A 24977-nucleotide genomic window follows, 5' to 3' on the forward strand; every position below is an offset into this window, starting at 1 on the left:
CGGACACGGAGCGCGGCGTCAGCGCGGGCCGCCGCCACGGCGGCTGCCGGCATTGCCCTGCTTCTGCGCGGCGGCCTTGAGTTCGGCTTCGGTCGGTGCGGCCGGGGTTTCGCCCGGCTTCAGCGCGGTGACCTTGCTGCCCGGCTTGAGCCGGAACTGACCCTCGCTGACAACGCGCTCGCCGCCCTTCAGGCCGTCGGTGATCTGGACGTTGCTGTCGCCCACTTCCACGCCACTCTTCACGGTCTGCATGGCCACCGTGTTGTCCGGCTTGACGATGTACACGTACTCGCCATCCGGGCCACGCATCACGGCCTGGGTCGGGATGACCACGCCGCCGGCGATGGTGCGCAGCTGCATGCGCACGTTGACGAACTGGCCGGGCCACAGGCGGTTGTCGGCGTTCTCGAACAGGGCGCGGGCGCGGAAGGTGCCGCTGTCGCTGCTGATCTGGTTGTCCACCACGTCCAGCGTGCCGCCATCGGTGAGCACGTGCGAATCGTTGCGGTCCAGCGCGGCGATGGTCACCGGGCCGGCCTGCTGGGCCTGGCGCACGTCCGGCAGCTGGCGTTCGGGCAGGTTGAAAACGACATGGATCGGATGGATCTGGGTCAGCGTGACCAGCGCGGTGCCGGCGCTGACCACGTTGCCGGCGTCCACCGCGCGGATGCCGGCGATGCCGGTGATGGGCGCGGTGACGCGGGTGTACTGCAGCTGCACCTCGGCCGCGCGCATGCTGGCCTCGTTGGCCGCCACCGCGCTTTCGTACTGGGCTACCTGGTTGCGCTGGGTGTCCAGGTCGGTCTTGGCGACGTACTGGCGGTATTCGGGCGAATTGGAGCGGGCGTAGTTCGAGCGGGCCGTTGCCAGCTGTGCCTGGTTCTGCTTCTTGGCCGCGGCGGCCTCGTCATAGCTGGCCTGCAGCGTGCGCGGGTCGATCTGCGCCAGCAGGTCGCCCTTCTTCACTTCCTGGCCTTCCTTGAAGTTCAGGCTGATCAGCTGCCCGCCCACCTGGGGGCTCACCGTCACGGTGTTCATCGCGCTGACCGTCCCCAGTGCGCTGGCGTAGACCGGCACGTCCTGGCGCGCGGCCTCGACCACCGTCACCGGCACCGGGTCGTTGTTGCGCTCGCCATCCTTGCCAGCCTCGGCCTTCGGGCCGCCCTTGGCGTCGTTGGATTTGCCGCCGCCGAGCATGCGCATGCCGACCAGCCCCACCACCAGCACTGCGATCACCAGCAGCACGATCTTCCAGAAACGCGACATTCAAAAACTCCTGAGGCTGGCGAAGGGCAGGGCCCGGTTGGCAGTGGCAAAGCATACCCGCCACCCGTGACCTTGCATGCATGACAAATGGGACGGGCGGTCAGACCGGCAAGCGCAACCAAGGTTCAAGGGGAAACGTCCAACGGCGCCGAAAGTTACAGCGAAAACCACCCTGATGCCCTACATTCAGGTTCAACCGCCTCGAACCCCCGCCGGAGACCCGAATGCCCCGCCTGTCGCTGCTGCTGTCCGCCCTGCTGCTTGCCTCGCCCGCACTGGCCGCCACCGCCCCGGCAGAACGCCCGGAAGTGACCGCCGCCGCCGCCCGCCTCCAGGCCCAGGTGGTGCAGTGGCGCCGTGACTTCCACCAGCATCCGGAACTGTCCAACCGCGAAGAGCGCACCTCCGCCAAGGTCGCCGAACAACTGCGCGCCATGGGCCTGAAGCCGAAGACCGGCATCGCCCACCACGGCGTGGTGGCCATCATCAAGGGCGGCAAGCCTGGCCCGCGCATCGCCCTGCGCGCCGACATGGACGCCCTGCCGGTCACCGAACAGACCGGTCTTCCCTTCGCTTCCAAGGCCACCAGCACCTACCGCGGCGAGCCGGTGGGCGTGATGCACGCCTGCGGCCATGACGCCCACACCGCCACCCTGCTCGGCGTGGCCGACGCGCTGGTCAAGATGCGCGACAACCTGCCCGGCGAAGTCATGCTGATCTTCCAGCCCTCCGAAGAGGGCGCGCCGCCGCCGGAAGAGGGCGGTGCCTCGCTGATGCTCAAGGAAGGGCTGTTTGCCGACTTCAAGCCGGACGCGGTGTTCGGCCTGCACGTGTTCTCCAGTGTCCAGGCTGGGCAGATCGCCGTGCGCGGTGGCCCACTGATGGCGGCCTCGGACCGCTTCGGGATCAAGGTGATCGGCCGCCAGACGCACGGCTCGGCGCCCTGGAACGGGGTCGACCCGATCGTGGCCACCGCCGACCTGGTGGGCACCGCGCAGACCATCGTCAGCCGCCGCGCCAACATCTCCAAGCAGCCGGCGGTGCTGTCCTTCGGCGCGATCAAGGGCGGCATCCGCTACAACATCATTCCCGACGAAGTGGAGATGGTGGGCACCATCCGCACCTTCGACGAGGGCATGCGCCAGCAGATCTTCGCCGACCTGCGCAACGTGGCCGAACACACCGCCGCCGCGCACGGTGCCAAGGCGCAGACCGAGATCTATGAGTCCGAAGGCAACCCGGCCACGGTCAACGACCCGGCCCTGACCGCACGCATGCTGCCCAGCCTGCAGGCCGTGGTGGGCGAGGCCAACGTCTACGAGCCGCCGCTGCAGATGGGCGCGGAAGACTTCTCGCTGTACGCCCAGCAGGTGCCCGGCATGTTCTTCTTCGTCGGCTCCACCAGCGAAGGCATCGACCCGGCAACGGCACCGGCCAACCATTCGCCCAAGTTCCTGCTCGATGAGAAGGCGTTGGACGTAGGCCTGCGGGCGCTGTTGCAGGTGTCGCTCGATTTTCTCAACGCGCCGAAGGCGGGTTGAGGCGGATTATTGCCGGACGTCGCGTACGGTCCGCGCCGGCTGCTCGATGCCGGCGCTGGCCCGCCACGGGTTGATGTCCAGCCCGCCGCGGCGGGTGTAGCGCGCCTCCACTTCCAGCCATTCCGGCCGGCAGCGCTGGGTGAGCTCATTGAAGATGCGTTCCACGCACTGCTCGTGGAACTCGGCATGCTCGCGGTAGCTCACCAGGTAGCGCAGCAACCCCTCGCGGTCGATGCGCGGGCCGCGGTAGCGCACGCTCACGCTGGCCCAGTCCGGCTGGCCGGTGACCGGGCAGTTGGACTTGAGCAGGGCCGAGCTCAGCGTTTCGGTCACCACCTGGCCAGCATTGGCCGAGAGGTATTCCGGCGCCGGCGGGCCGTAGCGCTCGATCGCCACGTCCAACCCGTCCAGCGACTCGCCCTCGGCATCTTCCACCAGCAGCGGCACGCCGAACACCACGTTGACCACCGCGCCGGCACAGGCTGACAGGTCGCCGGCGATCCGCTGGCGGGCCTGCTCGTCATCGTCGAAGCGGGTGCTGTTGAGCGAGTTGAGGTAGAGCTTGAACGACTTGGATTCGATCAGGTTCGGCGAGGTGCAGGGCACGCTGATGGTCGCCACGGCGACCCGGGGCTTGCCGCGCCGGTCCAGCCAGCTCAGCTCATAGGCCTGCCAGCGGTCGTGGCCGACAAACGGCAGGTGGGCCTCGTCCACCCCGATCTCCTCGCGCGCGGCGCGGCGGGGGATGGGGAACAGCAGGCTGGGGTCGTACTGCGACGGGTAAGCAACCTCGCGACCGAGGCTGGAGTCCTGGGGGGTATTCATGCCGCCATTTTAGCGTGGCCCGGGACCGCCCCGGCGCCCTGTTCAGAAAACCTTCCGGAACCTTCACGCCTGCGCCATGCCCCATTAACAAGGCCTGTGACACCGTGCGATCCAGGTCGTCACATTCAAAAGGGAGTGTGTGGATGAGTACCGACAAGAAGGCCGATTTCTCCGGTGTCACCTCCAGCGTGGATACCACGGCGCAGAAGGTGGAAAAGGCCGATTTCTCCGGCGTCACCGCTTCGGTGGATACCACCGCCGAGAAGGTGGGCGGAAGCACCTACACCGTCAAGTCCGGCGACTCGCTGTCGAAGATCGCCAAGCACGAGCTGGGCGATGCCAACGCCTGGAAGAAGATTTTCGAGGCCAATCGCGACGTGCTGGATGACCCCGACAAGATTTTCCCGGGCCAGACACTGAAGCTGCCGGCAAAAGACTGAGTCCGCTCCGCCTCACACCCACTATTGATTCCCAGGGAGGAATTCCATGAAAAAGACGTCCATCAGCACCGCCGTACTCGCTGCCCTGCTGGCCACTGTGGCCTTGGCAGGCTGCAAGAAGAAAGAAGACACCGCCGACAGCAATGCCCAGCCGGCCGCACCGGTCGCGATGACCCCGGCCGAACCGGCCGCGCCGCAGCCGATGACCGCGGCTGCACCGGTCAGCGTGTCGTCCGTGACGGTCGGCAAGACCGCCGCCGCCGACAAGTCGGTCGCCCCGGTGGCGCTGTTCGCGCCGAAGGACATCATCATCGTCTCCTTCCGCACCGACGGCACCGCCAACAACGTCAATACCGGGGTCAAGTTGACCTATCAGGACGGTCAGGTGGCGGGTGAGAAGACCCAGGCACTGAACACCACGGGTGCCGAGACCACCAACGTCACCTTCGAAAATGCCAATGGCTGGCCGGCGGGCAAGTACCGCGCGGAAGTCACGGTAGATGGTAAGGCGGCTGGAACGCCGCAGGAGTTCGAGGTCAAGTAAGTCCCGCCGACTCTCTCCCGGCACGGGCTCACGATGGACGCAGCCGCGAGGCTGCGTCTTTTTTTGGCCAACCAATCTGCGGGAAGATCGAAGCCGCCTTCCGCGTCTCAGTCAGCATGAGGCACAACGATTCCCGGAATATCGGGATCCGTTGAGAAGATAAAGCGACTCTCCGTGAGGTTGCCGATGCGCTCCACCGCCCTCAAATGACCAAATATTCGTGTTGAGGGCGCATCGAGAAACCGGTAGGTCCATGAGTCGCTATCTACCGCCGGGTGCGTGTGCACAGATCCCATGCACATGCTCAGACCACAGGCAAAGGTTACGACTGCGCCATCGGTGCCAATAACTTCGGCCAGGGCACGCCGATAGAGATCTGCGAGATCCTGGGCCTCCGTGCTCGTCATCGCCGCAGCGCTCATCTCATTCAATGCGCGGGAGAATGCATCGCTTGACCCGAGCACCTCATTGGCGCTGTCGCTATCCAGTCCGCCGTGCTTGATGAACCTGGCTTCTGAAGCAAGGTAGATCGAAGGCGAGGCCTCCGTGGGTATGGGTTGGCCGGCGTGTGCCGCCAGAAGGGGCGCGGATGGGCGGGCCTCGGCGTTGGGTGACTTTCGTTGACCGGCTGCAGCGCCGAAGCCGTCCGGTGTGGTGATGCGCTTGGATGATGGATCGGAGTGCAATGAATCGACGCGTGAGCAACCCAGAGACTGGATCAGGAGGACAAGAAGGACAGCTGTGGCGGCCATTCCCGGGGCCCCAATGTCTACACGTGACTTCATCCTTTATTCCAGCGACGTGGGCGGAGTGCCACTTGCAGAGTCTCCGCTGAGCCCAGAGCGGTCGGACTGGTAATGCTCCTAAACCTCGTCATCTTGCGGAAAACCTGTGCACCGGGTCCCAGACCCAAGTGACGCGGCCACACACACCGTTCCAATACCGCCGCGTATGGTCCGGCTTTGCTCCGGGGGTCTGAAAACGCGACAATGAGGAGGTTACCCGGCATCGCCATCGGCGATCACTCATCAGATCCGCAAGAGAGCATCAGTCCCCCATGTCGAATACGCCCAAGATTCTCTACACGCTTACCGATGAAGCTCCGTTCCTGGCGACCCAGTCGCTGCTGCCGATCGTCGAGGCGTACACCGCCACCGCCGGCATCGCGGTCGAAACCCGTGACATCTCGCTGTCCGGCCGCATCCTGGCGCTGTTCCCGGATTACCTGAAGGACGACCAGAAGGAAGTGGACCACCTGGCCGAACTGGGCCAGCTGGCGACCACCCCGGACGCCAACATCATCAAGCTGCCCAACATCAGCGCCTCGGTGCCGCAGCTCAAGGCCGCCATCAAGGAACTGCAGGACCAGGGCTTCGCCCTGCCGAACTATCCGGACGTGCCCAGCGACGACGTGTCGCGCGACATCAAGGCGCGCTACGACAAGGTCAAGGGCAGCGCGGTGAACCCGGTGCTGCGCGAAGGCAACTCCGACCGCCGCGCGCCGCTGTCGGTCAAGAACTACGCACGCAAGCACCCGCACCGCATGGGCAAGTGGTCGCCCGAATCGAAGTCGCACGTCGCGCACATGGACGGCGGTGACTTCTACGGCAGCGAAAAGTCGGCCACCCTGGCCGCCGCAGGCAGCCTGAAGATCGAACTGCAGCAGGCCGATGGCACCACCGTTGTGCTGAAGGAAAAGACCGCGGTCAAGGCCGGTGAGATCGTCGATGCGGCAGTGATGAGCCGCAACGCGCTGGCCTCCTTCGTGCAGGCGCAGATCGCCGACGCCAAGGCCAAGGGCGTGCTGTTCTCGCTGCACCTGAAGGCCACCATGATGAAGGTCTCCGACCCGATCATGTTCGGCGTGGTGGTGGAAGAGTTCTACAAGGACGTGCTGGCCAAGCACGCCGACGTGCTCAAGCAGGCCGGCTTCGACCCCAACAACGGCATCGGCGACCTGTACGCGCGCCTGCCGCAGCTGCCTGAAGCGCTGCAGGAAACCATCAAGGCCGACCTGGCTGCCGAGTACGGCAAGCGTCCGGGCCTGGCGATGGTCAATTCCGACAAGGGCATCACCAACCTGCACGTGCCCAGCGACGTCATCGTCGACGCCTCGATGCCGGCCATGATCCGCGACTCCGGTGGCATGTGGAATGCCGACGGCAAGCTGCAGGACACCAAGGCCGTCATCCCCGACCGCTGCTATGCCGGCGTGTACCAGGCGGTCATCGACGACTGCATCGCCCACGGCGCGTTCGACCCGGCCACCATGGGCTCGGTGCCCAACGTGGGCCTGATGGCGCAGAAGGCCGAAGAGTACGGCTCGCACGACAAGACCTTCCAGATCCCCGCCGACGGCACCGTGCGCGTCACCGACGAGTCCGGCGCCGTGGTGTTCGAGCACACCGTGCAGACCGGCGACATCTGGCGCATGTGCCAGACCAAGGACGCGCCGATCCAGGACTGGGTCAAGCTGGCCGTCAACCGCGCGCGCCTGAGCAGCACCCCGGCCGTGTTCTGGCTGGACGCCGCGCGTGCACACGACGCGCAGGTGATCGCCAAGGTGAACACCTACCTCAAGGACCACGACACCAGCGGCCTGGACATCCGTATCCTGACCCCGGTGGAGGCCACCGCGTTCTCGCTGGACCGCATCCGCAAGGGTGAGGACACCATTTCGGTGACCGGCAACGTGCTGCGCGATTACCTGACCGACCTGTTCCCGATCATGGAGCTGGGCACCAGCGCCAAGATGCTGTCGATCGTGCCGCTGATGGCCGGCGGTGGCCTGTTCGAGACCGGTGCCGGTGGCTCGGCGCCCAAGCACGTGCAGCAGTTCGTGGAAGAGGACTACCTGCGCTGGGATTCGCTGGGCGAGTTCCTGGCGCTGGCCGCGTCGCTGGAGCACCTGGGCAACCGCTACGACAACGCCGGCGCCACGGTGCTGGCCAAGACCCTGGACCAGGCCAACGGCCAGTTCCTGGACAACGACAAGTCGCCGTCGCGCAAGCTGGGTGGCATCGACAACCGCGGCAGCCACTTCTACATCGCGCTGTACTGGGCCCAGGCCCTGGCCGCGCAGGATGACGATGCCGCGTTGAAGGCCCGCTTCGCCCCGCTGGCCAAGGCGCTGGCCGACAACGAACAGAAGATCGTTGAAGAACTGGCGGCGGTGCAGGGCAAGGCGGTCGATATCGGCGGCTACTACCGTCCGGACGTGGCCAAGGCCCGCAAGGCCATGCGCCCGAGCAGCACGTTCAACCAGGCGTTGGCCGCACTGTAAGGTTCGATTCCGCCCTCGCGGCGATCGACAAGAAAAACCCGCGCCTCGGCGCGGGTTTTTTTTGGCCTGCATTCCGGGAAATTCTGTGAACTCCGTCGCCACCGTTTTCGATCGGAACTGACGCGTCGGTTCGTAAAGACGGCATGAAACTTGCCTGCCGGCGCGGGTTGGGTGGAGAGATTTTTGGCGAGATGTCCACACTCAAAGTGTGCAATCCATCACCTATGCCAACCGGAGCCATGGCATAGGCTAACGACGATCTTTTCAGCAATCGCTGTGATCTCTCACAACCCAGGGGAAGGCGATGGCCAGGGTGCTGGTGGTCGGATCGGATGTCCAGGGAGAACGTGCCTTGCTGCAGCGCCTGCGTGTGGCCGCTTCATTGCCGGCCGACACGGTACGCAGCTGTCGCGACCTCGATGAGTGCGACCTGCTGGTGATCAAGGACACACCGGCACTGCGCAACGCCGCATTGCGCATGGTGCGCGAACGCCCCCGCATCCAGTTCTGGGTGGAAGACCAGGACGGCCAGCTACGGCAAGGGCAGGGCGACAACCGCGGGGTGCTGGACGACAGCGCGATTGAACATGCGCTGCGGCGCATGCCCGAAGAACCCGTCAGCATCGACGAACCCTGCACCGCGCGTGGCGCAAAGGCGATCACCCGCGCGCTGCGCGAAAGCCTGCCGGCACGCCAGGGCCATGCCGTGTTGGCCCTGGAGGGGGCGCCGCGGTTGCTGCTGGATTTCGTCCAGGACCAGATGGTCGTACCGGCAGGCGTCCCGGTCGCAGACCTCGCGCAGCAGCTGTCAGACAGTTTTGATGCGCTGTCACTGCATGGTATTTCCGAACGCCGTTACCAGCAGTTGGCCGGCGCGCTGCCGCGCCAGCCACTGCGCCCCCTGCTGTGGCAATGGGGGCTGCGGCCGGCGCATTGGCACGACCTGGATGCACGTCTGCAGCGCCACGCCCGGGTGAAGCTGCTGCGCTGGCCGGACTTCCGCGTCCTCGGCCATCAGCACGACAGCTTCCGCCTGTGTTCGTTGCTGCTCAAGCGTGCGTGCAGTGTGGACGAATGCGCGCGGCTGCTCGACATGCCGGCCGAGGCGGTGCGCGGTTTCGTGCACCCGGCCTATCTGTGCGGCTACGCCGCGCTGGAAGACACCGCCGCGAGCACACCGATGCTGCGCGCCGGCAGTGGCGGCGGCACCCTGCTGGCCCGGATGTGGCGCAGCGTGCGCCAGCGCGGCGGGGGCTGAGCGTGCGCGAACACAAGATCGTCGTGCTGGGCACGATGGGCAGCGGCAAATCCACGCTGGTGCGGGCAATTGCCGAAGGCGCGGTGATCGATACCGACGTGCCCAACAGCGACCGCCAGGGGGCAGACAAGGCCTCCACCACCGTGGCCATGGACTACGCCGACATCGACCTGCCCAACGGCGACCGCCTGCGCCTGTATGGCACGCCGGGCCAGCAGCGGTTCGACTTCCTGTGGCCGATCCTGCTGCAGGGCGCCAGCGGCGTGGTCCTGCTGCTCGACGCCACCCGCCACGCGGCAGTGGACGAGCTTCAGGACTATCTCGAGGTCCTGCGCCTGCATGCCGCGCAGGTACCGGCGGTGATCGGCATTTCGCGGCTGGATCTCGCGCCCGCGTTCGACCTGGAATCGTGTGCGGCGATCGCCGGTTGGGAGGATCGCCTGTTGCCGGTACTGCCGCTGGATGCGCGCGACCGCGAACAGGGCCTGCTGCTGATGGACGTGTTGATGAGCGAAATGGAAACCCGCGACCTGGTGATGAGCGATGGCTGACGGACACGATGCCCGCCGGCTGGAACCGGCCACGCGCGAACGCGTGACGCAGCACCTGCAGACCTTCGCCGGCGACATCAACGGCGTGCGCAGCGTGGTGCTGGCCAGTGTGGACGGCTTCGCGCTGGTGCCGGCGGCCGGAACCCATGGCAATGGCGAGCGGCTGGCGGCCATGACCAGCGCGATGCTGGCACTGGCCGCGGCGGTGGGGCGCGAGCTGGCGCTGGGCGAACTGGAGGTGCTGATGCTGGAAGCCGGCGAGGGCAAGGTGCTGATGCTGGCGCTGCCCTGCACGCCGGTGCCGCTGCTGCTGATGACCGCCTGCGACAGCCGCTGCGTGATCGGCAAGGTGCTTTGGAATGCCAAGGAATGTGGCCGCAACATCATGGCCGAACTCAGCGGATCACGAGCCGATCCGCAGGGCAACTAGGGGCTCGACAACCAACGGGGTGCAACATGGCAGGACTGGACGATACCTTGAACGCGCTGATGACCATCGACGGCGCGCAGGCCGTGGCGCTGGTGGACTACGAAAGCGGGATGCTGCTGGGCGAGGCGGGCTCGGGCATGGACATGGAAGTGGCCGCGGCGGGCAACACCGAGGTGATCCGCGCCAAGATGAAGACGGCCGCATCGCTCAACCTCAACGACACCATCGAGGACATCCTCATTTCGCTGGGCAAGGCGTACCACATCATGCGCCCGGTGGCGAAGAAGCAGGGCCTCTTCCTTTATCTGGTCCTGGACCGCAACAAGGCCAACCTGGCGCTTGCGCGGCGCAAGGTGCAGGACGTGGAAAGCCAGTTGGCGTTGTAGGCGTCCTTCCCGGGTTCATTCCGGTGGTGCCGGCCGTTGGCCGGCATCCGGGCGGTGTCGGGTCTACCGGGGTTGCCGGCCATGGGCCGGCACTACTATGGTGGAGGTCGGTCTCTTCGGTCGCGCTGCATGCCTGTTGCCGATTCCCATGACGTTGAAGGGCTGGCCCCGGGGCTGGCCGTGCGCATCCGCGACGGTTTCGAGGACTACCATGCGCGCTTCGCCGCGATCACCCGCCGTGCGCGTGCGCGCTTCGAGGCCCGTGACTGGGCCGGTGCGCGCCAGGATGCGGTGGAGCGAATCGGCCTGTACGACCACTGCATTGCGGAAACCGTCGACAGCCTGCGCCGCGTGGCCGGCGATGCCATCGGCCAGCGCGAGCTGTGGCTGCAGGTGCGTACCGCGTTCGCCGCGCGCGTGGATGGCCTGATCGACGCCGAGCTGTACAAGACCTTCTACAACACACTGGCACGCCGCCTGTTCGCCACCGAGGGTGTGGATGCGGCGGTGGAGTTCATGGCGCTGGACATGGAGCCGTCCGACGCCATTACCCATCCGGTCGCGCGCCACACCTACGCGCTGTCGCCGACCCGGCCGGCCGAGGCCTTCATGCGGGTGCTGGGTGACTTCCGCTTCGGCATTCCCTACGCACACCAGCTGCGCTGCGCGGCCGCCATCGCGGTGCGCCTGCAGGACGACCTGCAGCACTGGGGCGACAACCCGGTACGCAGCATCGAGCTGCTCGACACGGTGTTCTACCGCGAACGGCGTGCCTATCTCGTCGGCCGGGTGTTCGGCGAACACCGCTTCTCGCCCTGCATCATCGCGTTGGTGAACGACGACAAGGGCCTGCGCGCGGAGGCGGTGCTCACCCGGCGCCGCGACGTGGCGCATCTGTTCGGTGTGTCGCGCAGCTACTTCCAGGCCGATCTTGGCACCGTGGGCGATGCGGTGGTGTTCCTGCGCAGCCTGCTGCCGGCCAAGCCGATCGATGAGATCTACACGGTGCTGGGCCGTGCCAAGCAGGGCAAGACCGAGCGCTACCGCACCTTCTTCCGGCACTTCCAGGAGCATCCGGACGAGCAGCTGGTGCACGCCGATGGCACCCCGGGCATGGTCATGGCGGTGTTCACCCTGCCCAGCTATCCCCTGGTGTTCAAGCTGATCCGCGACCGCTTCGCCTGGCCCAAGACCATGACCCGGCACCAGGTGGAGGAAAAGTACGCCCTGGTGTTCAACCTTGATCGTGTCGGCCGCCTGCTCGACGCACAGCCGTACCGCCACCTGCGCTTTCCCATCGCGCGCTTCTCGCCCGCGCTGCGCGAGGAGCTGCTGACCCAGTGCGCGGCCAGCGTCCGCCAGGAGGGCGACAGCCTGGTGATCGCGCTGTGCTACGTGCAGCGCCGCTTCCGCCCGCTCAACCTGTACCTGCGCGAACAGACGGCAGAGGCGCGCCGCGCCGCCGCGCTGGACTACGCGCAGGCGATCACCGACATGGCCCGCAACAACATCTTCCCCGGCGACATGCTGCCGAAGAACTTCGGTGTCTCACGGCACGGCCGCGCGGTGTTCTACGACTACGATGAGTTGTGCCTGGTCAGCGACTGCGCGTTCCGGGCGTGGCCGCAGCCGCGCAACGCCGACGAGGCGATGGCCGACGAGCCCTGGTTCCATGTCGGCCCACGCGACGTGTTCCCGGAACGCTTCGCACCCTTCATGGGCCTGCCGGCGGCGGAGCTTGCCGCCGTGCGCGAGCACCACGGCCACCTGTTCGACCCGGTCTGGTGGCAGGGGCTGCAGACGCGCTTCGCGGCCGGCGACTATCCCGATACCCCTCCCTATGCAGCCCGTCATCGATTGGCGTAATTTTCTCCTGACACATCACTGGGCTATCCTCGGGATTCATCCACAAGGAGCAGGTGATGATGCGCTATCCCCATATTCTGGCGTTGGCCCTGGCATTGGGTGGCACCGGTCTGGTTGCAACGCCCGATATTGCCGCGAAGACCGCGCGCACGGTGCGCCAGACCGCCGAAGCCAGCATGACGCTGACCGGCAAGATCGATATCGGTACCGATGGGCACGTCACCGGCTTCCAGCTGGATCATGCCGACAAGCTGCCCGCCGATCTCGCCGCGTTCGTGCAGCGCCAGGTGCAGGCATGGCAGTTCCAACCGGTCGTGGTGAACGGCGCGGCGGTGGCGACACAGACGCCGGTGACCCTGCGCCTGCTTTCCCAGCCGAGCCCGGACGGCGCGGGCGACAACGTGCGCGTGGCGGGTGCCAGCTTTACCGGATACGACCCGGAAGACACCAGCCGCGTGACCTCAGTCGAGATGCGTTCGCCGGCCTACCCCAAGAACCTGTACGCCATGCGTGCCAAGGGTGACGTGCTGCTGCTGGTGAAGGTGGGTCGCGACGGTACCGTCCAGGATGTGTTCGCCGAGCAGGTGAACCTGCGCGTGGTGGGCAAGGAAAATCAGATGCGGCAGGTACGCGATACCTTCGCCCGCGCCTCGGTGTCGACCGCACGCAGCTGGACCTTCCGCCCGCCGACCACCGGCAAGCTCAAGGACGCCGAATCGTGGAACGTGCGGATTCCGGTCCGCTACATGATGGGCGAATACGATCTGGCGCGTTACGGCACGTGGGAAGCCTACATCCCCGGTCCGCGGGAGCGCGCGCCGTGGCGCAGCTCGCAGGCCGGCGCGGAAGCGGCACCGGACCTGCTGGCCGCCGGCGGCATCTATATGGCGGACCTGGATGACGGTCCGCGCCTGCTCACCCCGTTGGGCGGCTGACGCAGTGAACGACCGGATCGACGCCACGGCGTCGATCCGGCATCACCGTTACGCGCCGGTCATGGCGTCCGGCGCGGGGTACACCACCGTGCGGTTGCGGCCCTGTTCCTTGGCCATGTACAGCGCCTTGTCGGCCAGGCGCAGCGCCTGCTGCGGGTCTTCGTGGTACGACGGGTAGTGGGCCACGCCCAGCGACACCGTTACCGTGCCCACCTGTTCGAACACTTCCGCTTCCACCTGCAGCCGCAGCCGCTCGGCGATGCCGGCGGTGGCGCCGACGTCGATGCCCGGCAACAGGATCAGGAATTCCTCGCCGCCGTTGCGGCACAGCAGATCGGTATCGCGCGAATCGTCGCGCATCAGCTGCGCGATGCGCAGGATCACCGCATCGCCCACGGCGTGGCCGAAGCGGTCGTTGATGGTCTTGAAGCGGTCGATGTCCAGCGCGATGATTCCGAACGGCTGGCCGCGCGCCTGCCAGTCTTCCAGGCCTTCCTGCAGCCCGCGGCGGTTCTGCAGGCCGGTCAGCGGGTCGGTCATGCTGGCGCGGTTGAGCTTGCCGATCCGGTCCTGCAGCAGGTTGAAGCTGTACAGCAGGGCCTGCTTGAGGTGGGCCGCCTCGTAGTACCACGCGCGGATGCCGGTGACATGGCGGATGGCGATGCCGGTGTCGCGGTTCTGCACGTTGCGCGCCAGCTGCCACAGCGGCAGCGAGATGCGCCGCGCGAACCACCAGGTCACCAGCAGCGAGAGCACGCCCAGTGGGATCGCATTCCAGATCACCGCCGACATCAACCGCGAGAGCGGTGCCAGCGTGGCCTCGGTGGGGCGCTGCGCAACCACGCCCCAGCCGACGCTGGGTACGGGCGCGTAGCCGGCCAGCATCATCACGCCGTGGCTGTTGCGCACTTCCTGTGCGCCGGAGTGGCCCTGGCTGACCGCCTTCACCGCCGGGTTCTCCAGCGCGAACTGGCCGACCCGGTCGGGTTCGATGTGGTACAGGATGCGGCCGTTGCGGTCGACCACGTACAAGTACGAGCCGTCGCGGTAGTAGTGCTTGCCCAGCAACGTCTGCAGGATGCTGCGCTGGCGCAGGTAGATGGTGCCGCTGACGTAGCCCTGGTAGTCGCCCTGCGGGTTGAAGATCGGATGCGAGATGGCCACCAGCAGACGGCCGGTGGCCGACTGGTACGGGTCGCTGATGTAGGGCTCGCGCCGCTTCAAGGCTTCGGTATTGCCCTGGCTCTTGAGCACCACGCCCTGCAGGGCAAGGCTCTGCGGCGAGGTCGCCAGCACGGTGCCGGCCTTGTCCACGATCAGCACCGAGTTGAAGCTGTTGGTCTGCAGCTGCAGGCGCGCGGCCTCGGCTTCCAGTTCGCTGCGGTCATGCGCACGCTGCCCCAGCCCGGTGGCGGCGTAGGCCAGCTGCTGCTGCGCGGACAGCACGAAGTTCTGGGTGGTCTCGGCCAGCTTGCTGGCGTAGACCCGGTTGGCCTCCAGCGTGTTGCCGATCAGTTGCTCGCGCTGCACGCGGTAGCTGGCGTGCAGGGTGTTGGCCAGGGCGACGATGGCGCTGAGCAGGGCCAGGGCAAGGATCAGCTTGCCCAGGTTCAGGCGGGACGACAGCAGGGGCATGGACGGAACAACCGGCAAGGTGCTGCGCCAACCGGTCCTACCGATGAGGCTGCAACGAAGGAGCGGTCAGAGGCGAACTGCACGGCGCCGGGTCGGTGCGCCGTCGGGCGCCCGTGACACGGCCACCCTACCCCCGGGCGGACGATGGATCACGGCGCGGATTATCACGGATTCGCAGGCGATGTGGGTAAAACACTGTGGGCCGCTGCAGACCCCCTTCAGGCTCAGCGTTCCAGCCGCTTGCGCAGGACGCTGCGCACATTGGCGGCCATGCCCGCATCCAGCGGGCCCAACACCCCGCGCGCCGTCTCGGGAATGTGCGCGGTGGTGTCCCCGCCGGCGGCGAAGACATAGTGGTCGAACAGCGCCCGCCAGTGCCGGCGCTGCGCCGGCGGCAGTTCGCGCAGTGCCAGCAGCGAGAGCATCAGGGCGTTCATCGGCGCGTCCACCCAGGCCGGCACCGGCCGCCACCAGTAGTTCACCAGCACGTTGAAGTCGTCCAGCCCTTCCATGTGGTGCCACCACAGCGAGGGAATGAAGACCGCATCGCCGGGGCCCAGTTCGGCCACCTGGGCGCTGGCCAGGGCGCGGTCGAAGCGCGGGAAGCGCGCAAGATCCGGCGCGGCGAAGTCCACCAGGCTCACCGCCTGCCCGGCGGGAGTGAAGTCCAGCGGCCCCACGTACAGGTTGCCGATCTGGTCCGGCGGAAACAGCGTGACCCGGCGCCGGCCCGCCGCCACGCAGGCCAGGTTGTCCGGCACGTCGTGGTGGGCGGCAATGCGCGAACGGTTGCCGATCCAGATGCTGGCCAGCGGATCGTCCACGCCCAGTTCCAGCGGGTTGTCCTGGCGGAAGCCGGGCAGGAAGCTGTCCAGGGTGGTGGAGGCCACATAGATGGTGGGTGCGGTGGGGGCCGTGCGGTACTTGAGCAGGGTATCGAGCACCACCTTCAGCGCGATCTGCTCGCGGCGGAAGTTGAACCCGCTCATGTCCGCGTTGTAGAAGATCCGGCCCTGTGCCTCGGGTGGGGCGGTGGTCGCCGTCACCGGCAGGGTGCCGTGGTCGTACTGCTTGAGATGGGCAACGGCGGCGTCGGCCGACGTGCGGGCGGCGGTGACCATCGGCCAGTCCGCCACCAGCCCGCGGATCACCTTCGGGGTGGTCCAGGTGGGCAGCAGCGCGGGTAGCCGGCTGCGGTCGAGGTCGCGCACTTCGTCGATCGGGCCGGGCGTGGCAGGCATGGCGGGGTCGCTTGCGGGCGGTGGCGGTGTGGCGAGTGTAGACCCACCACACCGCCGTGGCTCAGAACTTGTAGCGGACGCCGAACATGTAGCGCGGGCCGGTCTGGGTGGCGTAGCGCAGCATGTTGGTGTGGCGCGCGTAGGTGCGCATGGTCTCGTCGGTGAGGTTGATCGCCTCCAGGCTCAGCGACAGCTGGTCGCTGACCGCGTAGCTGATGTTGAGGTCGAGCTGGCCGTAGTCATCGGTGTAGTTCGGGTTGGGGCCCTGGCCGCCGATGCCGTTGAGGAACTTGTCGCGCCAGTTGTAGGCGGCACGGATCTGCCAGCTGTTCTTGTCGTAGAACGCCACCAGATTGGCCGAATCGCTCAGCCCGACCATCGGGTACTGGTCGCCCAGGCTGAGGTTGTCGAAGGTCAGGCCCGACTTGACCTTGGTGTAGTTGGCGGCCACGCCGAAGCCGGACTGGCCGAACAGGTGCTGCACGGCGATTTCCCAGCCGTCGAGATGGTCCGAACGCTGGTTGGCCGGCAGGGTGATGTCGAACCCGGCCACCGGGTCGCCGGGCTGGCCGACGATGGTGCCGGTGAGCTGGCCGGCCGAGTTGGTGCCGGTGGCGGTCACGCCGGGTTGGCCGTTGTAGTTGGTGAAGATGTAATCGCGGATGCAGGGCATGTCGCTCACCCCGCAGCCGCCGGCCGAAATCGCCGCGTTCCAGTATGCGCCGCCCACCGGGGTATGCAGGTTGCCGGTGTTCTCGCGCACGATGGTGTTGCTGATGAAGTTCTTGATGTTCTTGCGGAAGAAGCCGACCGAGGCGTAGCTGGATTCGCCGTAGTACCACTCCAGCGACAGGTCGAAGTTGTCCGACAGCAGCGGCTCCAGCGCCGGGTTGCCGCGCGAGCCGCTGCCGCCCTGGGTACGCACGATGTCGGCCAGGGACTGCCCGCTCTGGATCTGGTCCCAGCCCGCACGGCCCAGGCTGCGGCTGTAGCTGCCGCGCAGTGCCAGCGTGTCGCTGATGTCCAGTTTCAGGTCAAGATTGGGCAGCACGTAGTCGTACTTGCCGCTGTCGCTGATGAAACCGCTTTCGCTGGCGTAGTCGATGTTGAGTTCGTTGGCCGAACTCCAGCTGATGCCGTTGGGCACGCGCACCATCGCGGTGGAATCCACGTCGGTCTGCTCATAGCGCACGCCCACGGCCACGTTCAGCGGCATCGACCAGTCGAAGGTGGTGCGGTACTGCAGGAACGCACTCTTGGACGTTTCGTTGGTGCGGATGTCCTGCGAGTACTCGGTAGGCGCCACGTAGCAGGTCGGGCAGGCGGGGTCGGACGCGGTGCCGACCTGGGCGGCACGGTTGATCAGGCGGTCGAAGTCGAACACCAGGAACTGGCCGGTCAGGCGCGGGTCGTTGTGGCCGGAGAAGGCATCGAAGTACCTGGCCATGTCATCGGCGTACCAGATGCTGTCGTCATAGTCGGCCGGCGAGCCCAGGCCACCCCAGGTATTGCGCTGCATGATTGCCGACGCCGAGCGGTTCTTGACGTCGGTATAGCCCACGCCGAAGTCCAACGCGGAGTAGTCGGCGAACTTGAACGTACCGCGCCCCTGGTACTGCTCGACCTCGGACTTGTTGTAGCTGTTCTGGAACACCGAACCGGTGACCAGCGCATCGGCGGCCTGCACGCCGCCCGGCGGCAGCGCGATATTGATGATCGGCAGGTCGCCGCTGTAGTCGACCGTGGTCTTGCCGCGCACGAAGGCGGCCACGCCGAGCACGCCGGCCGAACCGTACGGGCTGTCCGGCTGCGACTCGCCGGTGGAATGGTGCGCGTCGAAGTTCAGGGTCAACGCGTCGTTGACCTCCCACTCCACGTTGAAGCCCAGCGAGTCCAGCGTGTTCTTGGTGGCCAGCTGCGCGCCACCCATCGACACGTCCGAATTGACCATGTCTTCGCTGTAGATGATCGGCGCGGCCACCGGTCCATTGGTCCAGATGCTGTCGCCTGGACCGTAGTTGAACCACACCGACAGTTCGCTGCGCTGTTGCTGCACCTTGTTTTCAACGTAGGTGTAGTCCAGCGTGGTGGTGACATTGTCGACCGGCTTCCACTGCAGGGTGGCCTGGCCGTTGGTGCGCTGGCGCTGCACGCCGTTGACGTTGTAGGCGGTGTTCTGCGGGCGGCCATACACGTCGTCGGCACCCGGACGGTTCTGGATGCGATCGGAGTACCCCTGGTCCGGCTGCGGCAGTGCGCGCCAGTCGGTGGTGTCGTCGCCCTTGAGCGTGGCCCAGCCTTCGGCCACCGTGGCCTGGTTGAAGCCGGAGTCACGCTCCTGGTAGCTGCCACTCAGCATCACACCGAAGCGCCCATCGGCATACGTATCGCTGAAGATGCCCGACATCTCGCCGGTGTACTTCGAGCCCTGCAGCGTGCGTGGCAGGTTGTCGTTGGAGGTGTCGCTGACCGCCTTCAGGCCGACGCTGACCACCGGTGCGGATTCGAGCGGACGCAGCGTCTTGACGTTGATCGTGGCGCCGATGCCACCGGTCGGGTTGTCGGCACGGGTGGTCTTGAACACTTCCACCGCCGAGATCGACTCGGACGCGATGTTGGCGAAGTCGAACGAACGCGAGCCGGAAAGACCGCCGCCGCCGTTGCCCAGGTTGGATGCCGGCATCTGGCGGCCGTTGAGCAGCACCAGGTTGAAGTCCGGGCCGATGCCGCGCACGGTCACCTTCGAGCCTTCGCCGCTGGAGGTGCGGTCGATCGACACGCCGCTGATGCGCTGCAGCGATTCGGCCAGGTTGGTATCGGGGAACTTGCCGATGTCTTCGGCCACGATGCCATCCACCACGCCTTGGCTGTCGCGCTTGAGGTTCATCGACGAGGTGAGGCTGCCGCGGATACCGGTGACCTGCACCGTATCGAGCGTGGCCGGATCCAGCCCTTCCGATGACGACGCAGCGCCGTCGCGGGTGGTGTCCTGGGCCCACGCCGGCCCGGCCAACACGGCGAGCAGCGCGGAAGTGAGCATTGCCTTGCGGGGTACGGCCTTGTACGTCTTCATGAAAGCTCCCTCCCCAGGGAATTCGGAAATGGCAGTCCTACGGCGTCTGGCACGATTCAACAACGATGTGGGCGGATTGGGCCGACGCCTGACAGCGTTGTCAACAAAGTGCCACGAAGGGCAACATTGGTTGCATATCGCTGCGGTGTCGCCACGGTTCCAAAAGGGACCGCCGCAGGGCGGGTAAACGCTGCGCTGCGGGCCTTTCCGCCCGGTTTTGATGGGACGTGGCGCGCCCGATTCATCCCGTGCAGGTCGTTGTGCAGTGCAGAACGAAACTGCGCGAAATGCGTTTTGGAGACGGTACCCGCCACTGTCGCGTGTTCTGACCGGTTGTCTGACAGCGCTGGACAACTGAGCGCCAAGCGAGTTCCATGTCTGGCCGCCGCATGGCTGGCGTTCCCATCAGAAGGACAGGCAATGGACACATCCACCGTGGTTCGCGGGCAACACGTACAGAGCACTCGCACGGCGCTGGCCGTGGTGACGGCCATCTTCTTCATGTGGGGCTTCATCACCTGCCTCAACGACATCCTGATTCCGCACCTCAAGGCCGCGTTCTCGCTGACCTGGGTGCAGGCGATGCTTATCCAGTTCACCTTCTTCGGTGCGTACTTCCTGATGTCGCTGCCGGCCGGGCGGCTGGTTGCAGCGGTCGGCTACAAGCGTGGCATCGTGGCCGGGCTGGCCATCGCGGGCGTAGGCGCTCTGCTGTTCTGGCCGGCTGCGGGGTTGCACGTCTATGGCCTGTTCCTCGGCGCCCTGTTCGTGCTCGCCACCGGCATCACCGTGCTGCAGGTAGCGGCCAACCCCTATGTGGCGCTGCTGGGTCCGGAGCAGACCAGTTCCAGCCGTCTCACCCTGGCGCAGTCGATGAACGCGCTGGGCACCACCATCGCGCCGCTGTTCGGCGGGCTGCTGATCCTGGCCGCCGAGCCGCGCAGTGCCGAGCAGCTGGCGCTGCTGCCGCAGGCCGAAGCGCTGGCCTACCGTGCCGCCGAAGCGCAGTCGGTGCAGGTGCCGTATTTCGGGCTGGCCATCGTACTGTTCGTGCTGGCCGCGGCGATCTGGATGTTCCGCCTGCCCAGCATTGCCGGTGTGGAAGACAGCAAGGAACACGGCACCCTGGCCGCGGCGCTGCGCCACAAGCATCTGGCGTTCGGCGTGCTGGCGATCTTCTTCTACGTGGGCGCCGAAGTGTCCATCGGCAGCGTCCTGGTCAACTTCCTGTCCATGCCGGGTATCGGCGAAGGCCTGACCGAGCAGGAAGCCACCCGTTATGTGTCGCTGTACTGGGGCGGCGCGCTGGTGGGCCGCCTGGTGGGCACGTTCCTGCTGGCCCGCTTCGATCCGCGCCGCCTGTTGGGCCTGGCCGCACTGATCGTGATGGGTCTGCTCGCGGTCACTATCCTGGGCACGGGCGAGCTGGCCAAGTGGAGCGTGGTCAGCGTGGGCCTGTTCAACTCGATCATGTTCCCGACCATCTTCGCGCTGGCCATCGGCGGCCTTGGGCCGCTCACCGGGCAGGGCTCCAGCCTGCTGGTGATGGCCATCGTGGGTGGCGCGGTGGTTCCGCTGGCCGTGGGCTGGCTGGCCGACCACTACGGGCTGCAGACCTCGTTCCTGCTGCCGATGCTCTGCTACCTGTTCATCGTCTTCTACGCATGGCGCGGTTCGCGCCGTTACGCCTGAGGCTTCACCGCCGGCGCGGTGCGTGGGTGGATTCACGCACCAGCACGGCGTGGTCCACGGTGACCATGTGGCCGCCGCCGGGCGAGCGGATGCGTTCGATCAGCTGCTCGGTGGCCAGCCGGCCCATGCTGTCGGTGGGCTGGCGCACCGTGGTCAGCGCCGGGTAGATGTGGCCGGCAATGGGCGTGTCGTCGAAGCCGCATACGGAAAGATCGCGCGGCACGCGCAGGCCGCGCTGCCCTGCCACCCGGAACACGGCGGCGGCCATGTCGTCGTTGGCCGCGAAGATGGCGGTCGGGGGCTCCGGCAGGTCGAGCAGCATATTGGCCGCCTCGATTCCCGATTCGAACGAGAACTGACCGTTCACCACCAGCGTCGGGTCATACCCGATGCCGGCCTCGCGCAGCGCCTGGCGATAGCCGGCCAAGCGCCACTGGCAGGCACCGTGCGTACGCGGGCCCTTGATATGCGCGATGCGCCGATGCCCCTGTGCGACCAGGTGGCCGATCAGCTCCACCACAGCCGTGGTCTCATCCATGCGCACGCCGATGCGGCCCTCGGGATGACGGGGGGCGATGCTGGAGAAGGGAATCTCGTTGTCTTTCAGATAGGCCAGCACCACCGCATCGTCGGTCAGCGGTGGGATCAGCACCACGCCGTCGGGGCGCGAGTTCTCGAACAGCGCGGCCAGGTCGGGCAGGGTGCGCCGCCCAATGCCAACCGGGCCCAGGATCAGGTTGTAATGGTGCGCATGACAGGCCTCCAGCATGCCGTTCTGGATTTCCATCAGGTAATTGCGCGAGGGATTGTTGTAGACCAGCGCCAATGCATACGACCGCTGCCCGGCCAGGCTGCGGGCCGACAGGTTCGGTTTGTAGCCCAGCCGCGTCACTGCCACGAGTACGCGTTCGCGCGTTTCCGCGCGCACGTTCGGCTCGTTGTTGAGCACGCGCGATACGGTCTTGATCGAAACGCCCGCGACGGCGGCAACATCCTCGATACGACTACGCATGGTGCAAGGGTTCCTCGGTAAGAGTCGTTCGGCCGCTGCCGATGGTAATGCGCCTGTGTCGTTTCGGGGTTACCGATGCAGGCGGATGGTGCCATGACGCGGGGCATTCGTGCACGGTCGGAATTCCATGCGGCGCTGCAACAGCAACGGCGGATTTTCATCGCGTTCCAGAACATCCGGCCCAGCAACCACGGGGAAGCCAGGACAACGCGCGTGCCGAACGGTTGACAGGGCCACGCCCGGCTTATATGACAGCGCTGTCACCGGAGCCGCCAAATGGATCTGTGCCCGGTCCGCTATCCGTATTTCCCATTGGAGGTAGATGTCTGTGAGCAGCGCCCGCAAGACCCTTCTCGCCATCTGTGTACTGACGGCATTGGCCGCCCAGGCGCATGCCGCGCCCACCGCCGAGCGCCTGCAGGACTGGCCGCATGTGACCAGCGCGATTGCCAGCGACCCGGCCATCGAAAGCCGCGTGCGCAGCATCCTTGCGCAGATGACCCTGGCGCAGAAGGTCGGGCAGATGACCCAGCCGGAGATCAAGCAGATCACCCCCGAGCAGGTGCGCAGCTACTACATCGGCTCGGTGCTCAACGGCGGCGGCTCGTGGCCGGGCATGGACAAGCACGCCAGCGTGGCGGACTGGGTGAAGCTGGCCGATGCGTATCACGCCGCGTCGCTGGCTACCGATGCGCGCACGCCGGTGCCCGTGATCTGGGGCACCGACGCCGTGCACGGCCACAGCAATGTGTATGGCGCCACGCTGTTCCCGCACAACATCGGCCTGGGTGCCACCCGCGACCCGGCGCTGATCGAACGCATCGGCGCCGCCACCGGCAGCGCCACCCGCGCCACCGGCATCGGCTGGGTGTTCGCGCCCACGCTGGCCGTGGCACATGATCCGCGCTGGGGCCGCACCTACGAAAGCTTCTCGTCCGACCCGGCCATCGTGCGCGCGTACGCGCAGGCCTACGTCAAGGGCGCGCAGGGCCGCCTCAACGGCGACGGCAACGTGGTCGCCACGGCCAAGCACTATATCGGCGACGGGGCCACCGACAACGGTCGCGACCAAGGCGAGTCCAGCGTGGACAAGGCGACCATGATCAACGTGCATGGCCAAGGCTACTTCGGTGCGCTGGGTGAGGGCGTGCAGACGGTGATGGCCTCGTTCAACAGCTGGAACGACCGCGCCGGCGGCGTGGATTACGGCAAGATGCACGGCAGCCAGGCGCTGCTTACCGGCGCGTTGAAGGAGAAGATGGGCTTCGATGGCTTCGTCGTCTCCGACTGGAACGGCATCGCCCAGGTGCCGGGCTGCCGCAATGACAGCTGCGCGCAGGCGATCAACGCCGGCATCGACATGGTGATGGTGCCCGACGACTGGAAGGCGTTCATCGCCAACACGATCGCGCAGGTGGAGCGCGGCGAGATTCCGATGGCGCGCATCGATGATGCGGTGACCCGCATCCTGCGCGTGAAGCTGCGTGCGGGCCTGTTCGAGCACAAGCCGTCCGACAGCCGCTACGCGGGCGATACCAACGCCGTGCAGCACCGCGAACTGGCGCGCGAAGCCGTGCGCGAATCGCTGGTGCTGCTGAAGAACCAGAACAAGGTGCTGCCGCTCAAGCGCGATGCGCGTGTGCTGGTGGTGGGCAAGAGTGCGGACAGTCTCTCCGACCAGGCCGGCGGCTGGTCGCTCACCTGGCAGGGCACCGAAAACAGCAACGCCGATTTCCCCAACGCCGATTCGGTGCTGGGTGCGCTGCGCGCCGAACTGGGCACGCAGCAGGTGACCTTCAGTGCGGATGCCACGGGCATCGATGCGTCGACCTTCGACGTGGTGGTCGCGGTGATCGGCGAAACGCCGTACGCCGAAACCAACGGCGACATCCTCGCCTCGGACACCGTCAGCCACAGCCGCGCCCACCCGCAGGACCTGGCCGTGCTCAAGGCGGCCGCCGCCACCGGCAAGCCGTTGGTCACGGTGTATTTCTCCGGCCGCCCGATGTACACCAACGACCTGCTCAATCTGTCGCAGGCGTTTGTCGCGGCCTGGCTGCCGGGCACGGAGGGCAAGGGCATCACCGACGTATTGGTGGCCGGCAAGGACGGCAGGCCGGCGTACGACTTCCACGGCCGCCTCAGCTTCCCGTGGCCGGGCGTGGCGTGCCCCGCGCCGATCGACCGCCCGGACCCCAAGCGCCCGGACCTGTTCAAGTTCGGGTATGGCCTGAGCTACGCGCAGCCGGCGCAGGTCGCACGACTGCCCGAGGCCAACCCGGACCATTGCGGTGAAGTGACCACGCTGCCGATCTTCAATCGCGTGGACACCGCGCCGTTCTCGCTGCACGTCGCGGCCAATGGCGCCACCCAGCCGCTCGGCAACGACCTCAACGCCAGCCTGCGCTGGCCGAAGGAAAGGCCGGTGGCGGAGGTGCGCACCGTGCAGATCAACACCCAGCAGGACGCCCGCGAAGTGACCTGGCTGGCACCGGCGCAGCTGATCGCGCGCAGCACCTCGCGGCGCAACCTCGGCGCGCTGGCGCGCAGCGAAGGCGCGTTGCAGTTCGACGTGATGGTGCAGCACCCGCCGGCGTCAGCGGTAAAGGTGACCATGCAGTGCGGCACCGGCTGCGAGGGCGGGGTGGATATCGCGGCGACGCTGGCCACGTTGTCACCCGGGCAGAAGCGCACCGTGACCATTCCGCTGGCCTGCTTCGCCAGCAAGGGCGTGGACCTGGGCGCGGTGGAGGCGCCGTTCGTGGTCAGCGCCGACAAGCCGTTCGCCGCGGCCTTCACCCAGGTGCGGATCGCGGCGAAGGCGGACAAGGCCGCGGGTGTGGTGGACTGCAAGTGATGCCTGGGCCGGCCGTTGGCCGGCCCACAGGTTGCCAAAGACGCACTCGCGGCGAACGGTCTTCCGGATATAGGAGCAGTTTCAAAGGCAGCCATCCGCGTCATGCGTAACGTGCGAGGCACATGCATGCGGGGAGGCTGAT

At 66.7% G+C, this 24977-nt stretch carries 19 protein-coding genes; 12 read left to right on the plus strand and 7 right to left on the minus strand.

Features of this window, described 5'->3' with window-relative positions:
* Positions 1-18: 18 nt before the first annotated feature.
* The gene (locus tag ACOZHM_RS05360; protein ID WP_421567979.1) at positions 19-1266 is read right to left on the minus strand and encodes an efflux RND transporter periplasmic adaptor subunit; all 1248 of its coding nucleotides are present in this window, start codon (positions 1264-1266) and stop codon (positions 19-21) included.
* 224 nt (positions 1267-1490) lie between these two features.
* Between ACOZHM_RS05360 and ACOZHM_RS05365 the strand changes: the two genes are divergently transcribed.
* Positions 1491-2807, plus strand: a complete 1317-nt coding sequence (locus tag ACOZHM_RS05365; RefSeq protein ID WP_421567980.1) for a M20 family metallopeptidase — start codon at positions 1491-1493, stop codon at positions 2805-2807.
* A 6-nt stretch (positions 2808-2813) separates the two neighbouring features.
* Here ACOZHM_RS05365 and queF read toward each other — a convergent pair whose 3' ends face one another.
* Positions 2814-3632, minus strand: a complete 819-nt coding sequence (gene queF / locus ACOZHM_RS05370; protein WP_421567981.1) for an NADPH-dependent 7-cyano-7-deazaguanine reductase QueF — start codon at positions 3630-3632, stop codon at positions 2814-2816.
* Positions 3633-3775: 143 nt separating this feature from the next.
* On the opposite strand from queF, the gene ACOZHM_RS05375 reads away from it, so the two are divergent.
* Positions 3776-4072 carry a LysM peptidoglycan-binding domain-containing protein gene (locus tag ACOZHM_RS05375; protein WP_421567982.1) on the plus strand — a complete coding sequence of 99 codons (297 nt, stop codon included), beginning with the start codon at positions 3776-3778 and terminating at the stop codon, positions 4070-4072.
* A 46-nt stretch (positions 4073-4118) separates the two neighbouring features.
* Positions 4119-4616, plus strand: coding sequence for a hypothetical protein (locus tag ACOZHM_RS05380; protein WP_421567984.1), 498 nt, complete (start codon positions 4119-4121; stop codon positions 4614-4616).
* 107 nt (positions 4617-4723) lie between these two features.
* Here the strand turns inward: ACOZHM_RS05380 and ACOZHM_RS05385 are convergent, their stop codons facing one another.
* Positions 4724-5401 (minus strand): hypothetical protein, encoded by a 678-nt coding sequence (locus ACOZHM_RS05385; RefSeq protein WP_421567985.1) that lies wholly within the window; start codon positions 5399-5401, stop codon positions 4724-4726.
* 272 nt (positions 5402-5673) lie between these two features.
* Here ACOZHM_RS05385 and ACOZHM_RS05390 point away from each other — a divergent pair, with 272 nt between their 5' ends.
* From ACOZHM_RS05390 to ACOZHM_RS05420, 7 genes are all read left to right on the plus strand, one after another.
* Positions 5674-7899, plus strand: a complete 2226-nt coding sequence (locus ACOZHM_RS05390; protein ID WP_421567986.1) for an NADP-dependent isocitrate dehydrogenase — start codon at positions 5674-5676, stop codon at positions 7897-7899.
* Positions 7900-8203: 304 nt separating this feature from the next.
* Entirely contained in the window at positions 8204-9157 is a 954-nt protein-coding gene (locus tag ACOZHM_RS05395) for a hypothetical protein (RefSeq protein WP_421567988.1), read from the plus strand.
* 2 nt (positions 9158-9159) lie between these two features.
* Positions 9160-9708 (plus strand): GTP-binding protein, encoded by a 549-nt coding sequence (locus ACOZHM_RS05400; RefSeq protein WP_421567989.1) that lies wholly within the window; start codon positions 9160-9162, stop codon positions 9706-9708.
* Complete coding sequence (locus tag ACOZHM_RS05405; RefSeq protein WP_421567990.1) at positions 9701-10138, plus strand: roadblock/LC7 domain-containing protein; 438 nt, start codon at positions 9701-9703, stop codon at positions 10136-10138. Before ACOZHM_RS05400 ends, ACOZHM_RS05405 begins: the two co-directional genes overlap by 8 nt.
* Positions 10139-10164: 26 nt before the next feature.
* Complete coding sequence (locus tag ACOZHM_RS05410) at positions 10165-10524, plus strand: hypothetical protein (RefSeq protein ID WP_421567992.1); 360 nt, start codon at positions 10165-10167, stop codon at positions 10522-10524.
* A 129-nt stretch (positions 10525-10653) separates the two neighbouring features.
* On the plus strand, positions 10654-12390 hold the full coding sequence (aceK, locus tag ACOZHM_RS05415) for a bifunctional isocitrate dehydrogenase kinase/phosphatase (RefSeq protein WP_421567993.1): 1737 nt from the start codon (positions 10654-10656) through the stop codon (positions 12388-12390).
* A 56-nt stretch (positions 12391-12446) separates the two neighbouring features.
* Complete coding sequence (locus ACOZHM_RS05420) at positions 12447-13325, plus strand: energy transducer TonB (RefSeq protein ID WP_421567995.1); 879 nt, start codon at positions 12447-12449, stop codon at positions 13323-13325.
* 48 nt (positions 13326-13373) lie between these two features.
* Here ACOZHM_RS05420 and ACOZHM_RS05425 read toward each other — a convergent pair whose 3' ends face one another.
* The 3 genes from ACOZHM_RS05425 to ACOZHM_RS05435 all read right to left on the minus strand — a co-directional run bounded on the left by ACOZHM_RS05425 (position 13374) and on the right by ACOZHM_RS05435 (position 19274).
* Positions 13374-14960 (minus strand): sensor domain-containing diguanylate cyclase, encoded by a 1587-nt coding sequence (locus ACOZHM_RS05425; RefSeq protein ID WP_421567996.1) that lies wholly within the window; start codon positions 14958-14960, stop codon positions 13374-13376.
* A gap of 224 nt (positions 14961-15184) precedes the next feature.
* The gene (locus ACOZHM_RS05430; RefSeq protein ID WP_421567997.1) at positions 15185-16201 is read right to left on the minus strand and encodes a cupin-like domain-containing protein; all 1017 of its coding nucleotides are present in this window, start codon (positions 16199-16201) and stop codon (positions 15185-15187) included.
* Between the two features lie 61 nt (positions 16202-16262).
* Complete coding sequence (locus ACOZHM_RS05435) at positions 16263-19274, minus strand: TonB-dependent receptor (RefSeq protein WP_421567999.1); 3012 nt, start codon at positions 19272-19274, stop codon at positions 16263-16265.
* A 420-nt stretch (positions 19275-19694) separates the two neighbouring features.
* Between ACOZHM_RS05435 and ACOZHM_RS05440 the strand changes: the two genes are divergently transcribed.
* Positions 19695-20966 (plus strand): sugar MFS transporter, encoded by a 1272-nt coding sequence (locus tag ACOZHM_RS05440; protein ID WP_421568000.1) that lies wholly within the window; start codon positions 19695-19697, stop codon positions 20964-20966.
* 4 nt (positions 20967-20970) lie between these two features.
* On the opposite strand, the gene ACOZHM_RS05445 is transcribed toward ACOZHM_RS05440, so the two are convergent.
* Positions 20971-21978 (minus strand): LacI family DNA-binding transcriptional regulator, encoded by a 1008-nt coding sequence (locus ACOZHM_RS05445; protein ID WP_421568002.1) that lies wholly within the window; start codon positions 21976-21978, stop codon positions 20971-20973.
* Positions 21979-22300: 322 nt separating this feature from the next.
* Here ACOZHM_RS05445 and ACOZHM_RS05450 point away from each other — a divergent pair, with 322 nt between their 5' ends.
* Complete coding sequence (locus tag ACOZHM_RS05450; RefSeq protein WP_421568003.1) at positions 22301-24835, plus strand: glycoside hydrolase family 3 N-terminal domain-containing protein; 2535 nt, start codon at positions 22301-22303, stop codon at positions 24833-24835.
* Positions 24836-24977: the final 142 nt, after the last annotated feature.

The sequence above is a fragment of the Stenotrophomonas sp. PD6 genome, from assembly GCF_049199305.1.
In the GTDB taxonomy this organism is placed as follows: Bacteria; Pseudomonadota; Gammaproteobacteria; order Xanthomonadales; family Xanthomonadaceae; genus Stenotrophomonas.

Coding starts and splice junctions, on each gene's coding strand:
- ACOZHM_RS05360 (WP_421567979.1), bottom strand. CDS start 1,266: ATGTCGCGTTTCTGGAAGATCGTGCTGCTGGTGATCGCAGTGCTGGTG.
- ACOZHM_RS05365 (WP_421567980.1), top strand. CDS start 1,491: ATGCCCCGCCTGTCGCTGCTGCTGTCCGCCCTGCTGCTTGCCTCGCCC.
- queF (WP_421567981.1), bottom strand. CDS start 3,632: ATGAATACCCCCCAGGACTCCAGCCTCGGTCGCGAGGTTGCTTACCCG.
- ACOZHM_RS05375 (WP_421567982.1), top strand. CDS start 3,776: ATGAGTACCGACAAGAAGGCCGATTTCTCCGGTGTCACCTCCAGCGTG.
- ACOZHM_RS05380 (WP_421567984.1), top strand. CDS start 4,119: ATGAAAAAGACGTCCATCAGCACCGCCGTACTCGCTGCCCTGCTGGCC.
- ACOZHM_RS05385 (WP_421567985.1), bottom strand. CDS start 5,401: ATGAAGTCACGTGTAGACATTGGGGCCCCGGGAATGGCCGCCACAGCT.
- ACOZHM_RS05390 (WP_421567986.1), top strand. CDS start 5,674: ATGTCGAATACGCCCAAGATTCTCTACACGCTTACCGATGAAGCTCCG.
- ACOZHM_RS05395 (WP_421567988.1), top strand. CDS start 8,204: ATGGCCAGGGTGCTGGTGGTCGGATCGGATGTCCAGGGAGAACGTGCC.
- ACOZHM_RS05405 (WP_421567990.1), top strand. CDS start 9,701: ATGGCTGACGGACACGATGCCCGCCGGCTGGAACCGGCCACGCGCGAA.
- ACOZHM_RS05410 (WP_421567992.1), top strand. CDS start 10,165: ATGGCAGGACTGGACGATACCTTGAACGCGCTGATGACCATCGACGGC.
- aceK (WP_421567993.1), top strand. CDS start 10,654: ATGCCTGTTGCCGATTCCCATGACGTTGAAGGGCTGGCCCCGGGGCTG.
- ACOZHM_RS05420 (WP_421567995.1), top strand. CDS start 12,447: ATGATGCGCTATCCCCATATTCTGGCGTTGGCCCTGGCATTGGGTGGC.
- ACOZHM_RS05425 (WP_421567996.1), bottom strand. CDS start 14,960: ATGCCCCTGCTGTCGTCCCGCCTGAACCTGGGCAAGCTGATCCTTGCC.
- ACOZHM_RS05430 (WP_421567997.1), bottom strand. CDS start 16,201: ATGCCTGCCACGCCCGGCCCGATCGACGAAGTGCGCGACCTCGACCGC.
- ACOZHM_RS05435 (WP_421567999.1), bottom strand. CDS start 19,274: ATGAAGACGTACAAGGCCGTACCCCGCAAGGCAATGCTCACTTCCGCG.
- ACOZHM_RS05440 (WP_421568000.1), top strand. CDS start 19,695: ATGGACACATCCACCGTGGTTCGCGGGCAACACGTACAGAGCACTCGC.
- ACOZHM_RS05445 (WP_421568002.1), bottom strand. CDS start 21,978: ATGCGTAGTCGTATCGAGGATGTTGCCGCCGTCGCGGGCGTTTCGATC.
- ACOZHM_RS05450 (WP_421568003.1), top strand. CDS start 22,301: ATGTCTGTGAGCAGCGCCCGCAAGACCCTTCTCGCCATCTGTGTACTG.